At 40.5% G+C, this 17,059-nt stretch carries 14 protein-coding genes; 6 read left to right on the forward strand and 8 right to left on the reverse strand.

Features of this window, described 5'->3' with window-relative positions; translation table 11 throughout:
* Nucleotides 1–82 precede the first annotated feature (82 nt).
* The gene (locus G4D73_RS12025) at nt 83–8,233 is read left to right on the forward strand and encodes a hypothetical protein (protein ID WP_213686844.1); all 8,151 of its coding nucleotides are present in this window, start codon (nt 83–85) and stop codon (nt 8,231–8,233) included.
* Between the two features lie 163 nt (nt 8,234–8,396).
* On the opposite strand, the gene G4D73_RS12030 is transcribed toward G4D73_RS12025, so the two are convergent.
* Both G4D73_RS12030 and G4D73_RS12035 read right to left on the reverse strand, forming a co-directional pair.
* The gene (locus G4D73_RS12030; protein WP_153566562.1) at nt 8,397–8,819 is read right to left on the reverse strand and encodes a beta-lactamase hydrolase domain-containing protein; all 423 of its coding nucleotides are present in this window, start codon (nt 8,817–8,819) and stop codon (nt 8,397–8,399) included.
* Nucleotides 8,812–9,147: a TIGR01244 family sulfur transferase gene (locus G4D73_RS12035; RefSeq protein ID WP_153566561.1), complete on the reverse strand. Its 336-nt coding sequence runs from the start codon at nt 9,145–9,147 to the stop codon at nt 8,812–8,814. Before G4D73_RS12035 ends, G4D73_RS12030 begins: the two co-directional genes overlap by 8 nt.
* Before the next feature lie 125 nt (nt 9,148–9,272).
* Here G4D73_RS12035 and G4D73_RS12040 point away from each other — a divergent pair, with 125 nt between their 5' ends.
* The 3 genes from G4D73_RS12040 to G4D73_RS12050 are packed head-to-tail and all read left to right on the forward strand — an operon-like array spanning nt 9,273 to nt 11,047.
* The gene (locus G4D73_RS12040; protein ID WP_180038917.1) at nt 9,273–10,169 is read left to right on the forward strand and encodes an alpha/beta hydrolase; all 897 of its coding nucleotides are present in this window, start codon (nt 9,273–9,275) and stop codon (nt 10,167–10,169) included.
* Nucleotides 10,170–10,601, forward strand: a complete 432-nt coding sequence (gene trxC, locus G4D73_RS12045) for a thioredoxin TrxC (protein ID WP_005101783.1) — start codon at nt 10,170–10,172, stop codon at nt 10,599–10,601.
* Between the two features lie 5 nt (nt 10,602–10,606).
* Complete coding sequence (locus tag G4D73_RS12050) at nt 10,607–11,047, forward strand: acyl-CoA thioesterase (protein WP_153566559.1); 441 nt, start codon at nt 10,607–10,609, stop codon at nt 11,045–11,047.
* 60 nt (nt 11,048–11,107) lie between these two features.
* On the opposite strand, the gene G4D73_RS12055 is transcribed toward G4D73_RS12050, so the two are convergent.
* Together G4D73_RS12055 and G4D73_RS12060 are read right to left on the reverse strand one after the other, a co-directional pair.
* Nucleotides 11,108–11,611, reverse strand: a complete 504-nt coding sequence (locus G4D73_RS12055) for a DUF4442 domain-containing protein (protein ID WP_213686845.1) — start codon at nt 11,609–11,611, stop codon at nt 11,108–11,110.
* A 25-nt stretch (nt 11,612–11,636) separates the two neighbouring features.
* Nucleotides 11,637–12,125 (reverse strand): YajQ family cyclic di-GMP-binding protein, encoded by a 489-nt coding sequence (locus G4D73_RS12060; protein WP_004281601.1) that lies wholly within the window; start codon nt 12,123–12,125, stop codon nt 11,637–11,639.
* Nucleotides 12,126–12,216: 91 nt separating this feature from the next.
* On the opposite strand from G4D73_RS12060, the gene G4D73_RS12065 reads away from it, so the two are divergent.
* Nucleotides 12,217–12,531: a rhodanese-like domain-containing protein gene (locus G4D73_RS12065; RefSeq protein ID WP_005101788.1), complete on the forward strand. Its 315-nt coding sequence runs from the start codon at nt 12,217–12,219 to the stop codon at nt 12,529–12,531.
* A 174-nt stretch (nt 12,532–12,705) separates the two neighbouring features.
* On the opposite strand, the gene mnmC is transcribed toward G4D73_RS12065, so the two are convergent.
* Genes mnmC through G4D73_RS12085 form a run of 4 tightly spaced genes read right to left on the reverse strand, consistent with a single transcriptional unit; the run spans nt 12,706 to nt 16,101 of the window.
* A complete protein-coding gene (gene mnmC / locus G4D73_RS12070) occupies nt 12,706–14,604 on the reverse strand; it encodes an FAD-dependent 5-carboxymethylaminomethyl-2-thiouridine(34) oxidoreductase MnmC (protein ID WP_213686846.1) in 1,899 nt (632 codons plus the stop codon).
* A gap of 39 nt (nt 14,605–14,643) precedes the next feature.
* Nucleotides 14,644–15,153, reverse strand: coding sequence for a hypothetical protein (locus tag G4D73_RS12075; RefSeq protein ID WP_004645131.1), 510 nt, complete (start codon nt 15,151–15,153; stop codon nt 14,644–14,646).
* A gap of 5 nt (nt 15,154–15,158) precedes the next feature.
* Nucleotides 15,159–15,461 carry a YciI family protein gene (locus G4D73_RS12080; RefSeq protein ID WP_213686847.1) on the reverse strand — a complete coding sequence of 101 codons (303 nt, stop codon included), beginning with the start codon at nt 15,459–15,461 and terminating at the stop codon, nt 15,159–15,161.
* A gap of 28 nt (nt 15,462–15,489) precedes the next feature.
* The gene (locus tag G4D73_RS12085) at nt 15,490–16,101 is read right to left on the reverse strand and encodes a septation protein IspZ (protein WP_004733705.1); all 612 of its coding nucleotides are present in this window, start codon (nt 16,099–16,101) and stop codon (nt 15,490–15,492) included.
* A gap of 44 nt (nt 16,102–16,145) precedes the next feature.
* Between G4D73_RS12085 and G4D73_RS12090 the strand changes: the two genes are divergently transcribed.
* Nucleotides 16,146–16,997, forward strand: a complete 852-nt coding sequence (locus G4D73_RS12090; RefSeq protein WP_213686848.1) for a PHP domain-containing protein — start codon at nt 16,146–16,148, stop codon at nt 16,995–16,997.
* The last annotated feature ends 62 nt before the right edge of the window (nt 16,998–17,059 follow it).

Genomic DNA, 17,059 nt, shown 5'->3' on the forward strand with positions numbered 1-17,059 from the left:
TGCTAATTTGAGTAAATTTTGTTTAAAAGCCAAAAGCTATTTTTTTATGGCTGCTTAACTATTATATCTAGCGGGAATAATCATGAGTTTGTTTATAAATTTAAAAAAACTAGGGGTAAATACAACAGTTCTAGCAACGTCAATTTCTTTGGTTGCTTGTGGGGGGGGCGGTAGTGATGGATATTATGATCAGGGAAATAATAATCAGTCAGGTTCAGGCGGATCTAGTGAAACAGGAAATGAATCCACAAATAATACAGCGCAAATTCCTGAAAGTTTAAATATTGCTTTACAAGATCAAAATGGCCAAAGTATCGTCCAAGTTGTAGATAATTCTACAATCCAAATTGCAGTTCAAGTATTAAATACTGATAAAGGCGGGATTTCTGGGAAGAATGTACGATTATCAGTTGATGATAAGGAAAAAATAGGTGTAACCAGTAAAAGTTCATTAGTAGCTACTACTGATAATGGTGTTGCCATTTTTGAACTTAACGTTCCGACGATGAATATAGAGTCTGGTAAAGTTCAGTTAACAGCATGGGTCGATGGTACAGAAGTAAAACAGGTATATACCCTTAATATTAAAAAATCTAGTGTGATTGTCAGTGATTACAATTTAGAAGTACCACAAGGTTTAACCTTAGATTTGCCTAGAGGTACTACTGAATTTTCTGTACAAGTTACAGATAAAAAAGGTGGAGTAAAATCAGCACAAACAGTAGAGTTAACTTTACCGACTGAGTTACAGGGAATGTTTGTTATTACGAATGGTTCCTCTGTCCAAACAGATAATGAGGGTAAGGCGAATTTCAAAATTGCAGCAAATAGCAACCTAACATCTGATCAAATTAAAAGCTTGGTTAATAGCTCTAAAACTTTAAATTTCAAATTGATTGATGAAAACCGCGCTGAAAAAAATGCAGTTACATCGATTACGTTTAAAGATATCTCAACCGTTGTTAACAAATTAGAAATTATTAAGCCAGATACTGCGATTCAAGCAAAGAATGGTAAGGCTGTTATTCGTGTTTATGCTAAAAATACAAATAATAAAGATCTAGAAGGGAAAAAAGTACGTTTAGAAACAAATCAATCTAGCCGACTTGTAACTTTAGATAAGTCAGAAGCTATTACTAATGCAGAAGGTTATGCAGAGTTTGTTTTAGCAAGTAATACAGATACACCTATTGCTTTATCTCAGGAAGGTATTGAGCTTAAAGCAACATATGTGGATAACACGAATATCTTTGCAAATGTAAAAGTTGATGTCATTACTACAGATGAAAGTGCTAAAGATCAAGAAGCTATTCAACGTTTAGAAATTGCATCTTCTTATAAAATTAATGCAATGTCTGACAGTGTTGAAATTAAGGTAAAAGCGATTGCGAACAATGGACATGCTGCGAAAAAAGGTAAAATCAAACTTACCTTGAATAGCGAAGCTGTAGCGAATGCTGTTAAGTTAGAAGGCAGTAGTGATGGTGTTAACTTTGATTTAAATGAAAGTCAGTCTGTCGGTGCAGAGGGTTATGTCACTTTCAGAATTAAAACACCAGCATCGCAAACAGTAGCAGCTGTAGAAGCATTAAAGGCTTCAGGGATCACAGCGACGTTTACAACAGATAACGGTATTAGCAACAATATTAAAATTGTTGTTGAAGATAAGGCTGTTGCAAGTGAAGCAGTTAAGTATCTCTTAATTGACCCAATTAATGAAAACTTTGATCCTACCAAGAACCAAGACATTACAATTAAAGTAAAAGCAATTGGTGAAAAAGGTGGCCCTCTTAAAAATGAAAAAGTATCAATTAAATCTTTACTTTCAGATGATCAGCTGAATAAGTTGAGTCTAAGTTTAAGTACAGCTGCTGAAGTTTTAACAGATGCAGATGGTTATGCAACGTTTGTTTATAAGTATCAATATAATAAATCTGCAGAACAGCAGGCGTTGGCTAAGCAAGGGATTACTTTTACATCCACGGCATTATCTAATCAAAAGACTCAAACGATTAAAGTTAACTTCAATACAAAGAGTGTCAGTGACAAAGTCAGCCTTGATTACTTTACTTTAGATACTGATGGCTTAGCTCAAATCGCACTTAATCAACAAACTGAAATTATAGTACGTACGCAAGCCTTTGGTATTGATGGTGCAGTTCTTGCAAATCAAGAATTAGCTATTGGTATTGATGAAACTGCGATTTCAAATGGTGTTTCATATGCCACAGCAACTAAGCTTGTATCGGATGCACAAGGTAAAGTTGAATTTAAATTAAAAGTTGCAGCACGTAATTTAACTGAATTAAATACCTTAATTGAAAAAGGCCTAACTGTTGCAGTGGTGTCTTATCGTAATGATGGTTCTAAGCATTCAGTTACTCGTAAAATTGACTTAGTTTCAAACTCGATTATTGACACTGGAACGAGTCAAGTGGATTACCTCATGGTAGATCCAATCTTAACCCGTTTTGACTATACGCAAAATCAAGAAATTACCGTTCGTGTAAAAGCATTAGATGTCAATGGAAGCCCATTAGTAAAAGAAAAAATTCAATTAAAATCGGACCTAACTAATCAGCAGATGCAGCAGTTAGGCTTAAGTTTTACGACCCAAGCAGAACAAATTACTGATGCATTAGGTTATGCAACGTTTAAACTTAGTTACCAATATAACGAAACGCCTGAACAAGAAGAGCTTGCGAAAAAAGGTCTTACTTTCAATGCTTTGGCAAATGGTAAGGTCAGCAATACTCGCATTAACTTTAAGGCTCCGAGCGATAGTATCGACTTAAGTTTCTTTACTGTCGATACAGATGGACAAGCCTTAATTTCGACCACTACAGATACACCGATCAAGATCCGTGTCAAGGCAATGGGTACAGATGGTAAGGTTTTAGCTAACCAACGTATTAGTATTGGTATTGATAATACTGCAGTTTCAAATGGCGTAACGTATGCAACCTCTAACAACCTAGTTACAGATGCATTAGGTAATGCTGAGTTCGTTTTAAATGCGAAACCAAAGAATAAAGATGAACTAAATGCATTGCTTGCGAGTGGTGTAACAGTTGCCGTTAAAGCAACTGCAAAAGATGGTTCTGAATATACAACGCTAAGAACGATTAAGCTTGTTGAGCAAGAGCAAGCATCGCAAGTATCTTCACTATTAATCGATCCGTTACAAGCAGCATATGACTATACAAAAGACCAAACAATTCAAGTACGCGTGAAAGCGATTGGTCAAGCTGGTCAGTCTTTACGCAATGAAAAAGTGAGCTTAACGACAGCCCTTAGTGCACAAGAGTTAGCTGATCTGAATTTAAGTCTTGTTGGCGATGCGACGAAACTGACTGATGATTATGGTTACGTGACATTCACATTTGACTATAAATACAATGCACAGTCTCCTGCACAAAAGAAACTGCTAAATGGTTTTGAAATTACAGCAACTGCTAATGGAAAGACGAATAATACGATTATTAACTTTAAAGCACCTGCAAATGAACAAGAAATCAATCTTGATTATTTAGTGGTATCTACAGGTGGTCGTGCAGTTATCTCAACCGATCAACCAACAGAAGTGATGATTACAGCAACTGCATTGGCAACAAATGGTCAGACATTAAAAGACCAGACTGTGAAAATTGAATTGAATGAAACAGAAACCAATAGTGGTATTTCATTTAATTCTGCGACAGAAGTTGTGACCAATGCACAAGGACAAGCCACATTTAAAGTCAACATTGCACCAGAAAATGCATCTGAATTAGAGGCATTGCTTGCATCTGGTTTGAATGTTCGTTTATCTGCACAGCGTGTAGATGGTTCTGCATACAAAGTATCAAGAAAAGTTGAACTTTATAAGTCAGAAGCAGAAGCACCAAGTGAAGTTGATTATCTGATCATTGATCCAATTAGTGTTTATGACTACAGTAAAAATCACATTATTGCGGTACGAGTGAAGGCGATTGGTGAAGATGGTAGCGCATTACGTAATGAAAAAATCACATTGCGTCCTGAAAACATCTCAAGTGCAGAATTAGCAAAACTTAATTTGAGTTTAAATGGTGCTGCTGAGCAATATACCGATGATCAAGGCTATGCTGTCTTCGAATTTAGCTATAACTATGATGCACAATCTACAGAGCAAAAACCTCTTGCATTGAAAGGTGTAGCATTATTGGCGACTGCAAATGGTAAAGAGCAACGCACGGTTATTAACTTTGCGGAAACTCAAACTAATACGCTTGATTATCTTGTCATTGATATGATTGGTAAAGCTGTCATTGATACGGATGTAGAAACTAAAGTTGCATTATCTGTGCTTGCAAAAGGTACTGATGGTTCAGTTTTGGCGAATCAAAATGTTCAGATTGAATTAACCAATGAAAATGGTATTAATCTTCTTACAGCTTCGTCAGTAGCAACTGATGCAGAAGGTTATGCAAAATTTGAATTCAGTGTGCATCCAAAGAACCAACAGGAATTAGAAGCATTATTGGCAAATGGCGTAACAGTGAAAGTCTTATCTGCAGTTACTGATGGATCTGTTCGTCAAGCTCAACGTAAAGTTGAATTAGTACAAGCTGAAGAGCAAGTTGAATCTAAAGTTGAGACTTTAGTTATTGATCCAATCTTAAACTCATTTGACTATACTCAGAATCATACGATTCAAGTACGTGTTAAAGCATTAGATGCTGCTGGCAGCACGCTTAAAAATGAAAAAGTTGCAATCACGACAGATATTCAAGAGAAATTAGCACAACTGAACTTTAGCTTGAATGGTGCAGCTGAACAGTTTACTGGTGATGACGGCTATGCGACATTTGTATTTGAATATAAATATGCAGACTCTACAGTACAACGTGAGATCTTAAATGGTGTAATTGTTACCGCAAATGCAAATGGAAAGACACAGACAACAAAATTAAACTTTAGAGAGTCTTTAACTTTAGAAGCTTTAGATTATATTTCTATTGATTCAAATGGCTATGCTGCGATTGAAGAAAACGTACAAACTGATATTACCGTTAAGGTGCGTGCAATTAATGTGGGTGGTAAAGCACTTGCTAATCAAGATGTAACGATCAGCTATAATGAACAAGCACATAATAATGGTGTTTATTTACTTGATCCAACAGGTGCGAATGTTGGGGCACAAACCTTTACGCAAAAAACCGATGCTGATGGTTATGTAACCTTTACCTTTAAGGCATTACCACGCAACAAGGTTGAAGTTCAAAACTTGATTAGTGACCTTGAGTTAGGTGATTTACAGGTTACTTTAACAGCCAAACGTGCTGATGGTTCGAATTACGAAGCTTCTCGCCGTATTGATTTAAGAGCTCCTGATGTTGAATCTACACCTGCAGAGGTTTTAATTGATCCAATTCTGCAAGCATTTGATTATTCAAAAGATCAAAAAATCATTATTCCAGTAAAAGCGTTATCAGCAGATAAAGGTGCTTTACAAGGTGCGAAAGTAACGATTGACACACCAAATTTAACCTTAGAACAGTTAAAAACTGCTCAGTTAACCTTAACTGGTGAAGCAACTAAATTCACCGATGCCAATGGTTATGCTTATTTTGAATTTGAATATAAGGTTGCAGGTACACAAGCGCAGATTGATTTGGTCAGCCCAGGGGTTCGTGTCACAGCGACCACAACGAATGGCAAAACGGCTATTCAGACCTTGAACTTTAAATCGCCAAATGCGGGTCAGATTTTAGATTACTTTACCTTGAATGCATCTGATTATGTAGTTGCATTGGATGTGAATACACCTAAGACAATTCAAGTGACGATTAATGCAAAAGATACTGAAGGTAAGGCATTTGCAAACCAAGTTGTTTCACTTGGTCTAAATGAAGCTGCTTTAAGTAATGGTGTCAGCTTTGCTTCGCCATCTCAAATCATGACAGACAGCAATGGTCTTGCAACATTTGAAGTAACGATTAATCCTCAAAATCAAGCTGAAATTGAGAATCTAGCTGCAAATGATTTGGAATTTACTGCGACTGCACGACGTGCTGATGGTTCTGCATACACGTTAGTTCGTAAAGTTGAATTAGAGAAAGCCACTGTGGTTTTACCAGACTTAGAAGATCTTGTCTTTACGACAGTTGATGGTGACCCATTAGATACAATTTCTGTTCTAGGTGGTGAAACACGCGTCAAAATTAAAGCAGTTGATAAAGCTGGTAAAGCGATTCCAAATACACCAATTGCGGTTGCTCTTTCTAAGCTAACCTCTAGTCGTGTTTCATTAAGTAATATACCAACGCAAACTAACAGTAATGGTGAAGCCGAGTTTACGGTAACGGTATCTGAGGGCGTTTATGATGCTAGTTTGATCAAAAATGGTATTGTCTTTGCCGTAGTTGGTACGAACTTAAATAATGGCGATCGTTTACAGCAAACAAATGTAATTAGTATCACCGCTCCAGCAAATGCTTTAAATCCGCGTTTAACATCAGATGTAAAAACAGTGACAGCTGGGCAAACAGTTAAAGTGTATGCAGCTGTTAAAGATGAAATGGGGATTAATACTGCAGCTGGTACACCAATGCGATTGACTCTGAATCCAAAAGCTATTGCTGCAGGTGTTAAACTGAGTGCTGACGGAGTGGTAATACAAGGAAATGGTTCAGTGCCAATTGACTTAATTATTCCACAAGGTATTACATCTGCTGCTTTAGAATCTATTGTAGTAACAGGAACTACCCGTGATCCACGCGGTAATGAAATTCAGACGAAGCTAAATTTTGCTGTTCAAGATATTAGTAATCCTTATCACTTAACTATTGATAGTAGTCGTGTGTCATTAAGTTCAGCAGGTGATAGTGCATTTGTGACGGTTAAACTTCTTGATAAGAATCAAGGCGGTGTTGCGAATGAAAAAGTTAGCTTAGCTATTGCTGATCCGCGAAATGCGACTAGTATTAAAGGGGCTTCACAGCTCATTACTAATCAATTTGGTGAAGCTGTATTTGAAGTATCGATGAAATCACTACAAGGTACATTAGTATTACCAGTTCTACCAATCGAATTAACGGCAACCCATACCACTGCAACAGGTGCTTCAGTAAGTCTACCTGGCAGTATTCAAGTGCACTCACCAACAGTTTTAGCGCCAGAATTGGACTTAAAAATTAAAGTATCTAAAGATAAGTTAAATGTCCGTGGTGATTCTTTCGAAGTATCAGTATTGGTAGTAGACTTAGATGGTTCAAGTCAAGCTGGTAAAGCAGTTACATTAACAATTCCTCAATATAATCAAAATGGTGCATATATTCATGGCGCATCTACTATTGAAAGTGATGAGAATGGTTGGGCAAAATTTTCAATTGTAATTGATGAAAGTTTACGTAATCCAACCTATGACTTCGTTGCTGCTGATTTACGTGTAGAAGCTGTAGTTAAAGATACCCAAAATACAGAACGACGTGTACCTCATCGTATTGATGTTGTAAATTCAGAAGTGCCAGTAACTGTTGGTTCTATTGCTGTTAATTTTAACCCAACAGAGATTACATCAACAGCTAATGGGGTTTATTATCAAAAAGAAGGTTCTGTTCAATTAGTTGATGTTGATGGTAAACCTGTTGCAAATCAGGATGTTGTTCTGGATGTTCGTCCAACTTCTTATGTCATCGGTGAATGGGAGTTTGGTATTCAAAAAGATCCATGGAAAGTCGTGACTAAACCTGTTTTAGATGCAAATGGTAATCCTGAATATAATTCAGATGGAACACCAAAGACAAAAGAGGTGAAAGAATTAGATGCAGTTTATCCATTCACAAGTTTAAAAGCTTGGATTAAGCCAGGTGACTATTACTACCCATTGCTGAATTTTACACCGTCACAGACATTAATGCAGAACTTGGTGACTACATGTCCAATTAATGCGAGTGCTTCTACTTGGACAGCGAATGGTCAGGCATTACGTGTGGTTCGTTTCTTAGGTGGTACAGCAAATAATAGTACGGCACATCCATATACTGCGACTTATCGTACAGATAGTACAGGTAAATTTGACTTCATTATTGAATATCCAAAAGCTAATGCACAATGGGTATCTGTAGAGATTGGTGCGAAAACAACACTTGCACAGACACCAACGAGAGGCTATACAATATTAACATTACCAAGTTTAAGTAGTGATTATGCTGCTGATGGAAGTTATGCACCTAACCGCGTAAGTCCATATACAACATGTGTCAACTAATAATCTAATCTGACGAAAAAACAGCGCTTCGGCGCTGTTTTTTATGGGGGGTTGAAATTTAAAAACTTAAATCGACGTCCCTACACTCACACCCACAGTCGGCTTCAAATTCATTGAACTACAACCGAAAAAGTTCAAGCTTAGACATAACACGACCAAAATTTTATTCATGAATCAATCCTTGAGATTTCGCCTGATTGAACAAAGCTGCTGAACGTGTACCACTTCGGCAAACCATCAAAATCGGTTTAGGCAGCTCATTATAATATCGCGCAAATTCCTCAATATTGGCTTGAGAAATTTGGCCACTCACTACAGGCTGATAAATCACACTCACTTGAGATTTCTCCGCAATGGAGCGTAGTTGACTCACCGTGACATTATTACCAGTCTCCTGATCAGGGCGGTTTACAATTACAGATTTAAAACCTTGCTGAATCAATTGCTGGAACTTGCTTGGTGTCATTTGCCCCGTGACACTCACCGTAGAGGTCAGCGCACGGCTAAGGTCATTTGCAGCAAAAACAGGTGTAATACAGCTAAAACAGGTTGCTAGTAACACACCTTTCCAAAACGACTTAGTCATCCAGCAGGTCCATCTGTTTTGCCAGCTGATATAAATTATTCGAGCGGTTTCCAGTACGACAGAACATCAGGATAGGTTTTGGCAATTCATTGTAATGATTGGCAAAAGTGCGTACATCAAGCTCAGTAATCTGACCGGCTACTACTGGCTGGAATACATAATCCAGACCGGCATTGCGTGCAGCTTCCTCGATTTGTGCACTGGTTGGCTGCTCAGCACCACCTTCCATGTCCGGACGGTTGTTGATAATCGATTTAAAGCCTTTCTCAACCACTTGGATTACGTGTTCCGGACCAATTTGACCTGCAAAACCTACATTTTCGCTCATGACGCCACTCCATCATTTCATTTATATCGATATGCTTTATGATAGCATTAAGCTGAAAACATGCTGAACCTGTTCTGAAATTTTTATAAATGATGATAACCATAAGATAACGCAATGGAGCGCGTATGCAGGCTTATACAGTTGAACCACTGTATGTCAAAAGCGGTCAGGAAGTGATTGCTGCAGATTTTTATCGGCCTAAAAATATAGAAAAACCGGCCGTAATCCTGATGGCTCATGGTCTGGCTGCCTTACGTCAATTTAAACTGGTGCAATATGCCCAGCGTTTTGCCAGTGCCGGCTATGCGGTGGTTTTATTTGACTATCGCTATTGGGGCGGCAGCACTGGGCGTCCACGTGAACTGGTGTCGATCAATGCCCAGCTCGATGACTGGCGAACCATGATCAGACATATTCAGGAACGCAAATCGATTGACAGTAAACGGATCGTGCTCTGGGGTACGGCCTTAAGTGGTGGGCATGTATTGACACTTGCAGCAGAGCTGAAAAATATTCAGGCGGCGATGGTACAGGTGCCTTTTGTCGATGGGGCTGAAAGTGCCCAACTATATCCTTTACAGCAACTCCCCAAGGCGCTTAAAGTTTCCAGTCAGGATTATATGGGGGCCAAGGTTGGTATGGCACCAAAAACCTTACCTGTAGTTGATCCGCATGAGCTATGTTTTATGCCGACACAGGACAGTTATGAAGGTTATCTGTCGATTGTCAATCCGGATTATTACTGGAGTGGTCACATTCCTGCACGGGCATTCTTTCAGCTGATGCGTTATCGGCCAATTCAGAAAGTAAGAAAGATTAACATTCCAGTCCTGTTTATTGCGGCAAAACTGGATAGTCTGATTCCCATTGAATCGAGTCGGGAAACTGCGACCAATATTGCACCATTTGTGCAATATCATGAGTGGAATATCCGGCATTTTGATATTTATCATGGGGAATGGTTTGAAAAAGCAGTTTCGACCCAATTAGAATTCTTACATCAACATATTGGAGTGCGCTAGATGATTATTGTATGTCCGGAATGTCTGGCCAAAAACCGTGTCCCTGAAGATAAACTCACTGCCAACCCTGCTTGTGGTCAATGTCATCAAGCCCTGATTCCACTGGTACCAATTGAGCTGAATGAGCAGAATTTCAGCCAGTTTGTCACGCATAGTGACTTGCCAATCCTGATTGATCTCTGGGCAGAATGGTGTGGTCCCTGTAAAATGATGGCACCGCATTTTGCGACTGTCGCCCAGCAATATCCAAATGTGGTTTTTGCAAAAATTGATACAGAAGCGAATCCTCGCTTAAGTTCGGCATTTAATGTTCGCAGTATTCCGACGCTGGTGTTGATGAATAAAAGCAACGAAATTGCTAGAATAAGCGGTGCATTACGGTCAAGCGAGCTGCAAAAATGGCTTGATCAGCAGTTAAATACCCAACCCTAATTCAAATGCCTGGAGTGAAAGTGTCAGATTCTCAAGTAAGACCAGAGGGGATTCTTTCCCTACAGACGATCGCAATGCCTGCAGATACCAACTGGAGTGGTGATGTCTTTGGTGGCTGGATCGTTTCACAAATGGACTTGGCAGGCGCGATTCACGCAGAACGATTTTCAAAGGGACGTTGTGCCACGATTTCGATTAACCAGATGACTTTTCTGGTACCGGTAAAAGTCGGAGACGTGATTAGTTGTTATACCAAAATTCTCAAAGTTGGCAAGACATCTATCCAGATGGAAATCGAGGTTTGGGATAGCCATGATGATTCACGCCCCCCAATTCGGGTAACTGAAGGTGTGTTTACCTTTGTTGCTGTAGATGTCAAAGGCAACAAACGTCTGATTCCAGAAGAAGCGAAACAGAAGCTTTTAGAATCGCAAACAGCACAATGATGACTTGAAATAAAAAATCCCAGATTTAATGTCTGGGATTTTTTTGTCTAAAAGAAGAAATTATGATTTCTTGAGCTGGCTCTTGGCAATCCAAGCCCAGAGCATTTCACATTGAATGGGGGCTTCACCTGATTCATCCGTGACGGTGACCTGAACCAGGGTTTCACCTTTATCCGAGTTTTGCATCAGGGCTTGCTGCTCCGACGTGAGCGTAGCAACAGCAGTCATGGCACCGCGTGTCGGGCGCTTAAAATCAACCTTTAAGCTTTTGATCAGTACAATTGCTGTATCCGGAACATTCATTGCCGTCACAAAGCCGGTCACTGTTTCTGCCAGCAGGGCCATTGCACATGCATGGATTTGTCCGATATGGTTCTGCATGGCTTTATGATTGGCCATACTTACTACCACTTTGGACGCACTCATTTCCTCATAACGAATCTTGGCAGAGCCGACCATCGGGACCACCCGGCCAAAAGTTTTACTTAACAAAGCAGTACGAATGCCTTGCGGTAATCGTGCAGTGGCTTTGACTAATCTGGCTAATCGGTTGTTCTTTGCCATAATTCCTTCTACAGACGTTGCTGTCTTAATCTTTAAAGTTATTGAACTGTAAAGGCAAACCAAATTGCTGTTCTTTCAAGAATGCCATTACTTGCTGCAATGTATCGCGTTTTTTATCAGTCACACGAATCTTGTCGCCCTGAATAGAAGATTGCGCCTTAATCCCACTTTCTTTAATGGCTTTATTAATTTTTTTTGCGGTATCTGAGTCAAGACCATCTTTAAGCTTGATGACCTGAATCACATTTTTGCCAGAAGCCGTCATTTTTTGTGGATCAAGCGCCTGAATATCGACTTTGCGTTTAAAGAAATGACTTTCCAGCATGCTATAGACTTGTTCACACTGGAAATCGCTTTCAGTCGAGATTTTGATTTCCTTGTTTTTTTCATTCAGTTCAATAGAAACGTCCTGCCCACGGAAATCAAAGCGGGTCGCAATTTCTTTTTGGGTGTTTTGAACTGCATGATTTACTTCAAAAATTTCTAATTCAGAAACAATATCGAAAGAAGGCATAGTTTAGACCTTTACAAAGGGAAAGAATATCTGAGATGCTAGGGATGTTTTCTTCATTTGCCAAGTGTTGTTTACATCAAAGGAGTGCGCAATGATCCGTAAACAAGAAATTACAACATTTGAGTTCCCAGAAAATGCAATTATCTGGGATGTACGCGATTCAAGTGCTTTTGCTGAAGCACACGTGAAAGGGGCGGTGAATCAGCCCATTAACGATCTTTCAGCAGAAAGCCTAACTCAGGTGTCAGCGGATCAACCCATTTACATCTTGTGTGGTGGGGGCAGTAAAGCTCCACGTGCTGCGGAAAAACTAGAGGGTTTTGACAGCTCACGTGAATATGTCATTCTGATGGGTGGTACTCGTGCTGCCCGTGATGCAGGCTTACCGCTTGAACAGGGTGTATAAGCATTCTGTCAAAAAAAAGCGCCGCAAGGCGCTTTTTTAATGGGTGAGATTTAATGCCTCCCAACCTCCCTTTTCTAAAGGGAGGAGCTACATCTATTCTATTTATTCATAAAAGTAGAGAAAAGTCCCCCCTTTTTTAAAGGGGGATTTAGGGGGATTCATTCAAAATAGTAATTAAATTTGTAGCTTAAAATACGGTTTCTTCATTTTCACTTTCTTTTGAAAACGAGTCACACTGAGTTTTTTTACTAAACTGGATGGCACCGGACAGGCTTCGCCGAGAATCTGGGCTGCCAGAATTTCACTACAGAGCGGTGCAAACAGAAAACCTTTAGAGCCGAGACCGGCAAAGCTGTATATTTCCTCATCGGCTTTCATTTTACCCAGTAGGGGGAAATAATCCTGACTTTGTGCGCGTACCGATGCACGACCTTGCCAGGTATCGGTAGAAGCTAATGATTGTGCATATTCGGGGAAGACACTGTGAATCAGTTCGTAGTTATGCACATGATCTTCTGCCAACACCTCTGCATCATCGCGACCTGGATAGAAAGAAGCACCTAAGATTAGATGTTCAGCATCCAGTTGCATACAATAACCGCCGTAACTATAGGCAATATTTTGACTTAAAGGCTGGGCTTGATTATTTACCCAGCTGACCTGTCCGCGAATCGGTTTCAAAAATGGATAATCTGCAAAGAATTGTGCTGTTTCTCGCGCAGTACAGACAATGACATGATCAAATTCACCTAGATCCTGTTCATCTGAAAATAGCTGAGGTTTTGTAGCCGCTTCAATATGGCTAATTTTGGCCTGTTGATATTGAATATGAGGATGCAGCAAAATCTCCTCACGCAGTTGATGAGGTGAAACTGCACCAGCTTCTAATAGTTTTAAACTTGGAAATTCGGTTTGAACCTCTTGATCTTCTGTATCTTGTACAGCAAGAATTTCTTCAGGATATTCATCTGCTAATCCTAAAAGCTGTTCAGGATTTTTTAAGGCCAGTTGATTCACCTGAATCGGGCGGAAAGCTTTAAATTTTTGATAATGATTTAAGGCATGTTGCCAGGCCAATGTCATCAGATGATCAGCACTTTGCTCAACCGGACAGAGTTTGGGATTCAGCAAAGCCAGTGGATTGCCAGAACCTCCTGAGAGTGGCGCTGACTGGTCGTAAATCGTGACTTGATGGCCGCGTTGAGCGAATGCCCATGCGCTACTTAAACCAGCGATTCCAGCGCCAATCACAGCGATTTGGTGAGGTCTGATATTGGTCTCTGTATCTCGCTCAGTTTTTTTTTGAGTGATTTCTTGTATTAATGAACTTTCAGTCTCTTCCGCCGGATTCCAGATTGCTTTCAGCATTTCACGCTTATGCTTAAAACCACGTGGACGGGAAATTGAAATCCCGTGATTTTTTAAGCCACGCTTTAAGACACCAGCGACACTAAAAGAAGCAAAGGTGGTGCCGATCTCGGATAAACGTACAATATTATTTAAAACATTTTCTTCCCACATGTCCGGATTGCAGGAAGGCGCAAAGCCATCCAGAAACCAGGCGTTCACCGGCGCAGTTTTTTTAATCACCGGGAAAACATCATGTGCATCACCCAGCCATAGATCCAGACTGAATCGTTCTTCAGGAAAATTGAGACGATGACAGCCGGCAATTGGCATCGGATATTGAGAGATGAGTTGATCAGCTAAAGGCTTAAGTTCTGGCCAGGCATTTAAGGCCCGAATCAGATCAGCTTTGGAAAGCGGAAATTTTTCAACTGAAATCGCATGCAGATGACTATGATTCTCCGGGCGCACCTGTTGCCAGAGCTGCCACAAGGCCAGAATATTTAAACCAGTACCAAAACCCGTTTCACCCACACAGAAATATTCAAAAGGTTTTAAATCTGCCAGACGCGTACTGAGATCATTGCCATTTAAAAAGACATGCCGGGTTTCCAGCAAGCCATTGTCTTTGGAAAAATACACATCACCAAATTGCTTGGACACAGGCACATCAATGCCATCCACCAATTGCCAATCCAGATCGGCAGTTTGAATTGCATGCGACAAAACGGGTACAACCTTAAAGATATCGGGAAGGGCTATAGCTTACCATTGACGACGACGTTTGGTATAAACATAGCTCGCGATCAGAAAGCCCAGCAGCACACCTACTGCCAATGTTGCAGCGCCGTAGAGGAACATCTGCGCACTGCGTTCACTTTGCAGCACCTGTACCTGCACCCCAAGATTATCATTCTTGAGCTGTAATTCTTGATTTTGCGATAGTGCTTCCAGATTGGCTTTTTCCAGTTGCTGCAAACGGGTGGCCTGATCTTTGACCAAAGCTTTCACCTTGGCATCTTGCTGGGCTTTGAGCTTGGCGATTTCTTCTGCAGTTAATGGCTTATTCTCGGCAGGTGGCACCGGCTGGGCAGAAGATGCTACGGCAGGAATAATGGCAGGTTTCGGCGTAGACTGGGTTTGGGAAGTCACCGCTGTCCCTTGAGGTTGTGCTGTCTGATTTTCCTGAGTCACAGGAGCAGGCGCAACTTCGACTGCCCATACTGGAGAAATCATAAAACATAGGCCAATGATACTGGCAGTAACAACACGCATGAACCTTATCCTTGAGGGAATGCTTTATTGAATGGTTTGACATCGATGTGTTCGTACACACCTTCTTTTAAGAAAGGTTCATCCTCTAGCCATGTATCCAGCGCTTCACGACTGTCAAAATCGACAATAATGGTACTGCCATAAAAACCGGCCTGTGGATTGGTTAGATCTTTAGGCATGGCACCTGCAACAATCAGGCGGCCTTCAGCATTTAACTGTTCCAGACGTGCAAGATGTTGTGGACGAATCGCGAGGCGTTTTTCAACTGTACCTTCCCGATCAGTACAGCTAACGACGAATAATGGCATGATGACTCTCAATCGTTTGTAGTTGGACTTATTCAGCGGTCTTAAAGTATTTGCGCAATACAATAAACTGAATAATGATAAAGGAAAACATCACGATCATGTCACCGAATGCGGTAAATTCGCCCCAATATTTTCCATCCATCCACAAATAGGCGAAAAAGGTATGCAGAAATGACATTAGTACGAACATGGCAACCCAAGCATAGTTCAGCTTGAACCAGCCTTTTTCGCTTAGATTGAATACTGGACCAAATAACCGCTGGATCAGCGGCTTTTTATCCTTGCTAAACCAAGGAGACAGGAAGAATACACCTGCAAAGACCAGATTCAATAACACGGCTTTCAGACGGATATAGAAATCATCACTGAGGATCAGGGTGATGCCACCAAAAATCACCGTCATGAACAAGACAATCCATTGCTGCTTGTCCAGACGGAATTTTTGCATGACAAATAACGCACCATAGACGACCAGCATGGAAATAATCAGACCTGTGGTTGCAACAAGAATATTATTATTGTCGACACCCCCCGCAGAACCGATCAATTGCAGCAATTGATGGTCAGTGTCTTTTGGATCTACAGTTTTATATAAATAAAAGAAAATAATGAGTGGCACAAAGTCTAAAAGTGCTTTCATGTTAGAGTATCTAAATCTGATCAAATAAATGTCATAGTATAGAGATGCACGGCGTAGATTTACATACACATAGTAATATTTCTGATGGAACTTTCAGTCCTCAGCAATTAGTCGAAGCGGCTGTGGAAAAACTTGTCCATACTTTGGCCCTGACGGATCATGACACCATGGACGGTTTGGCATTGGCTGAGGAAGCCGCTAAAAATCATGAGATTAAGATCATTTCGGGGGTGGAAATATCCAGCCAGTGGTTACGTCCTGCCACCAAAAAAAACTATGGCGTGCACATCGTCGCGCTAAATATGCAAAATCCTGAGCCTTTACAAAAAGCCCTCAATCAGCAAAAGAAAATCCGGGCTGAACGCTCTAAACAGATTTGTGATCTGCTGACACCTTTAATTGGTGAGGATATTTATGCTGATGTACTGACCAAAGTCGACAATATCCCTGATCGGGTGACACGGACACATATTGCCAAAACGCTGGTAGAAAAGGGGATTGTGACCCGTCCGCAACAGGCCTTTGATAAATACATCAAGGAAGGCAAGAAAGCTTATGTCAAATTTGATGGCTTGAGTCTTGAAGACACGATTCAGGTGATTCATGAAAGTGGTGGCTTTGCGATACTGGCACATCCGACCAAATATGATTTATCTGCGACCAATATTCGCTACCTGATCGAGATCTTTGCCAAGTTCGGTGGAGATGCCGTCGAGCTGCCACCGGCGATTGAACCAAGTTCCACCCGGCAGATGGTGGATCGAATGATTACTGAATATGATCTTAAAGTTTCGATTGGCAGTGATTTTCATGGCGATCACATGCCCTGGATTAAACTGGGCAATGTCCCGAGTCTTAAACCGGGGCAGGTCGGGATTTGGGAGAGTTTTGTTTAGTCATTCCTTTACCTCGATCTTTTTCATTTGAGAGAAGATTTTCCCTTCGCTACTAATAACAA

The organism is Acinetobacter sp. WY4, assembly GCF_018438165.1.
GTDB lineage: Bacteria > Pseudomonadota > Gammaproteobacteria > Pseudomonadales > Moraxellaceae > Acinetobacter.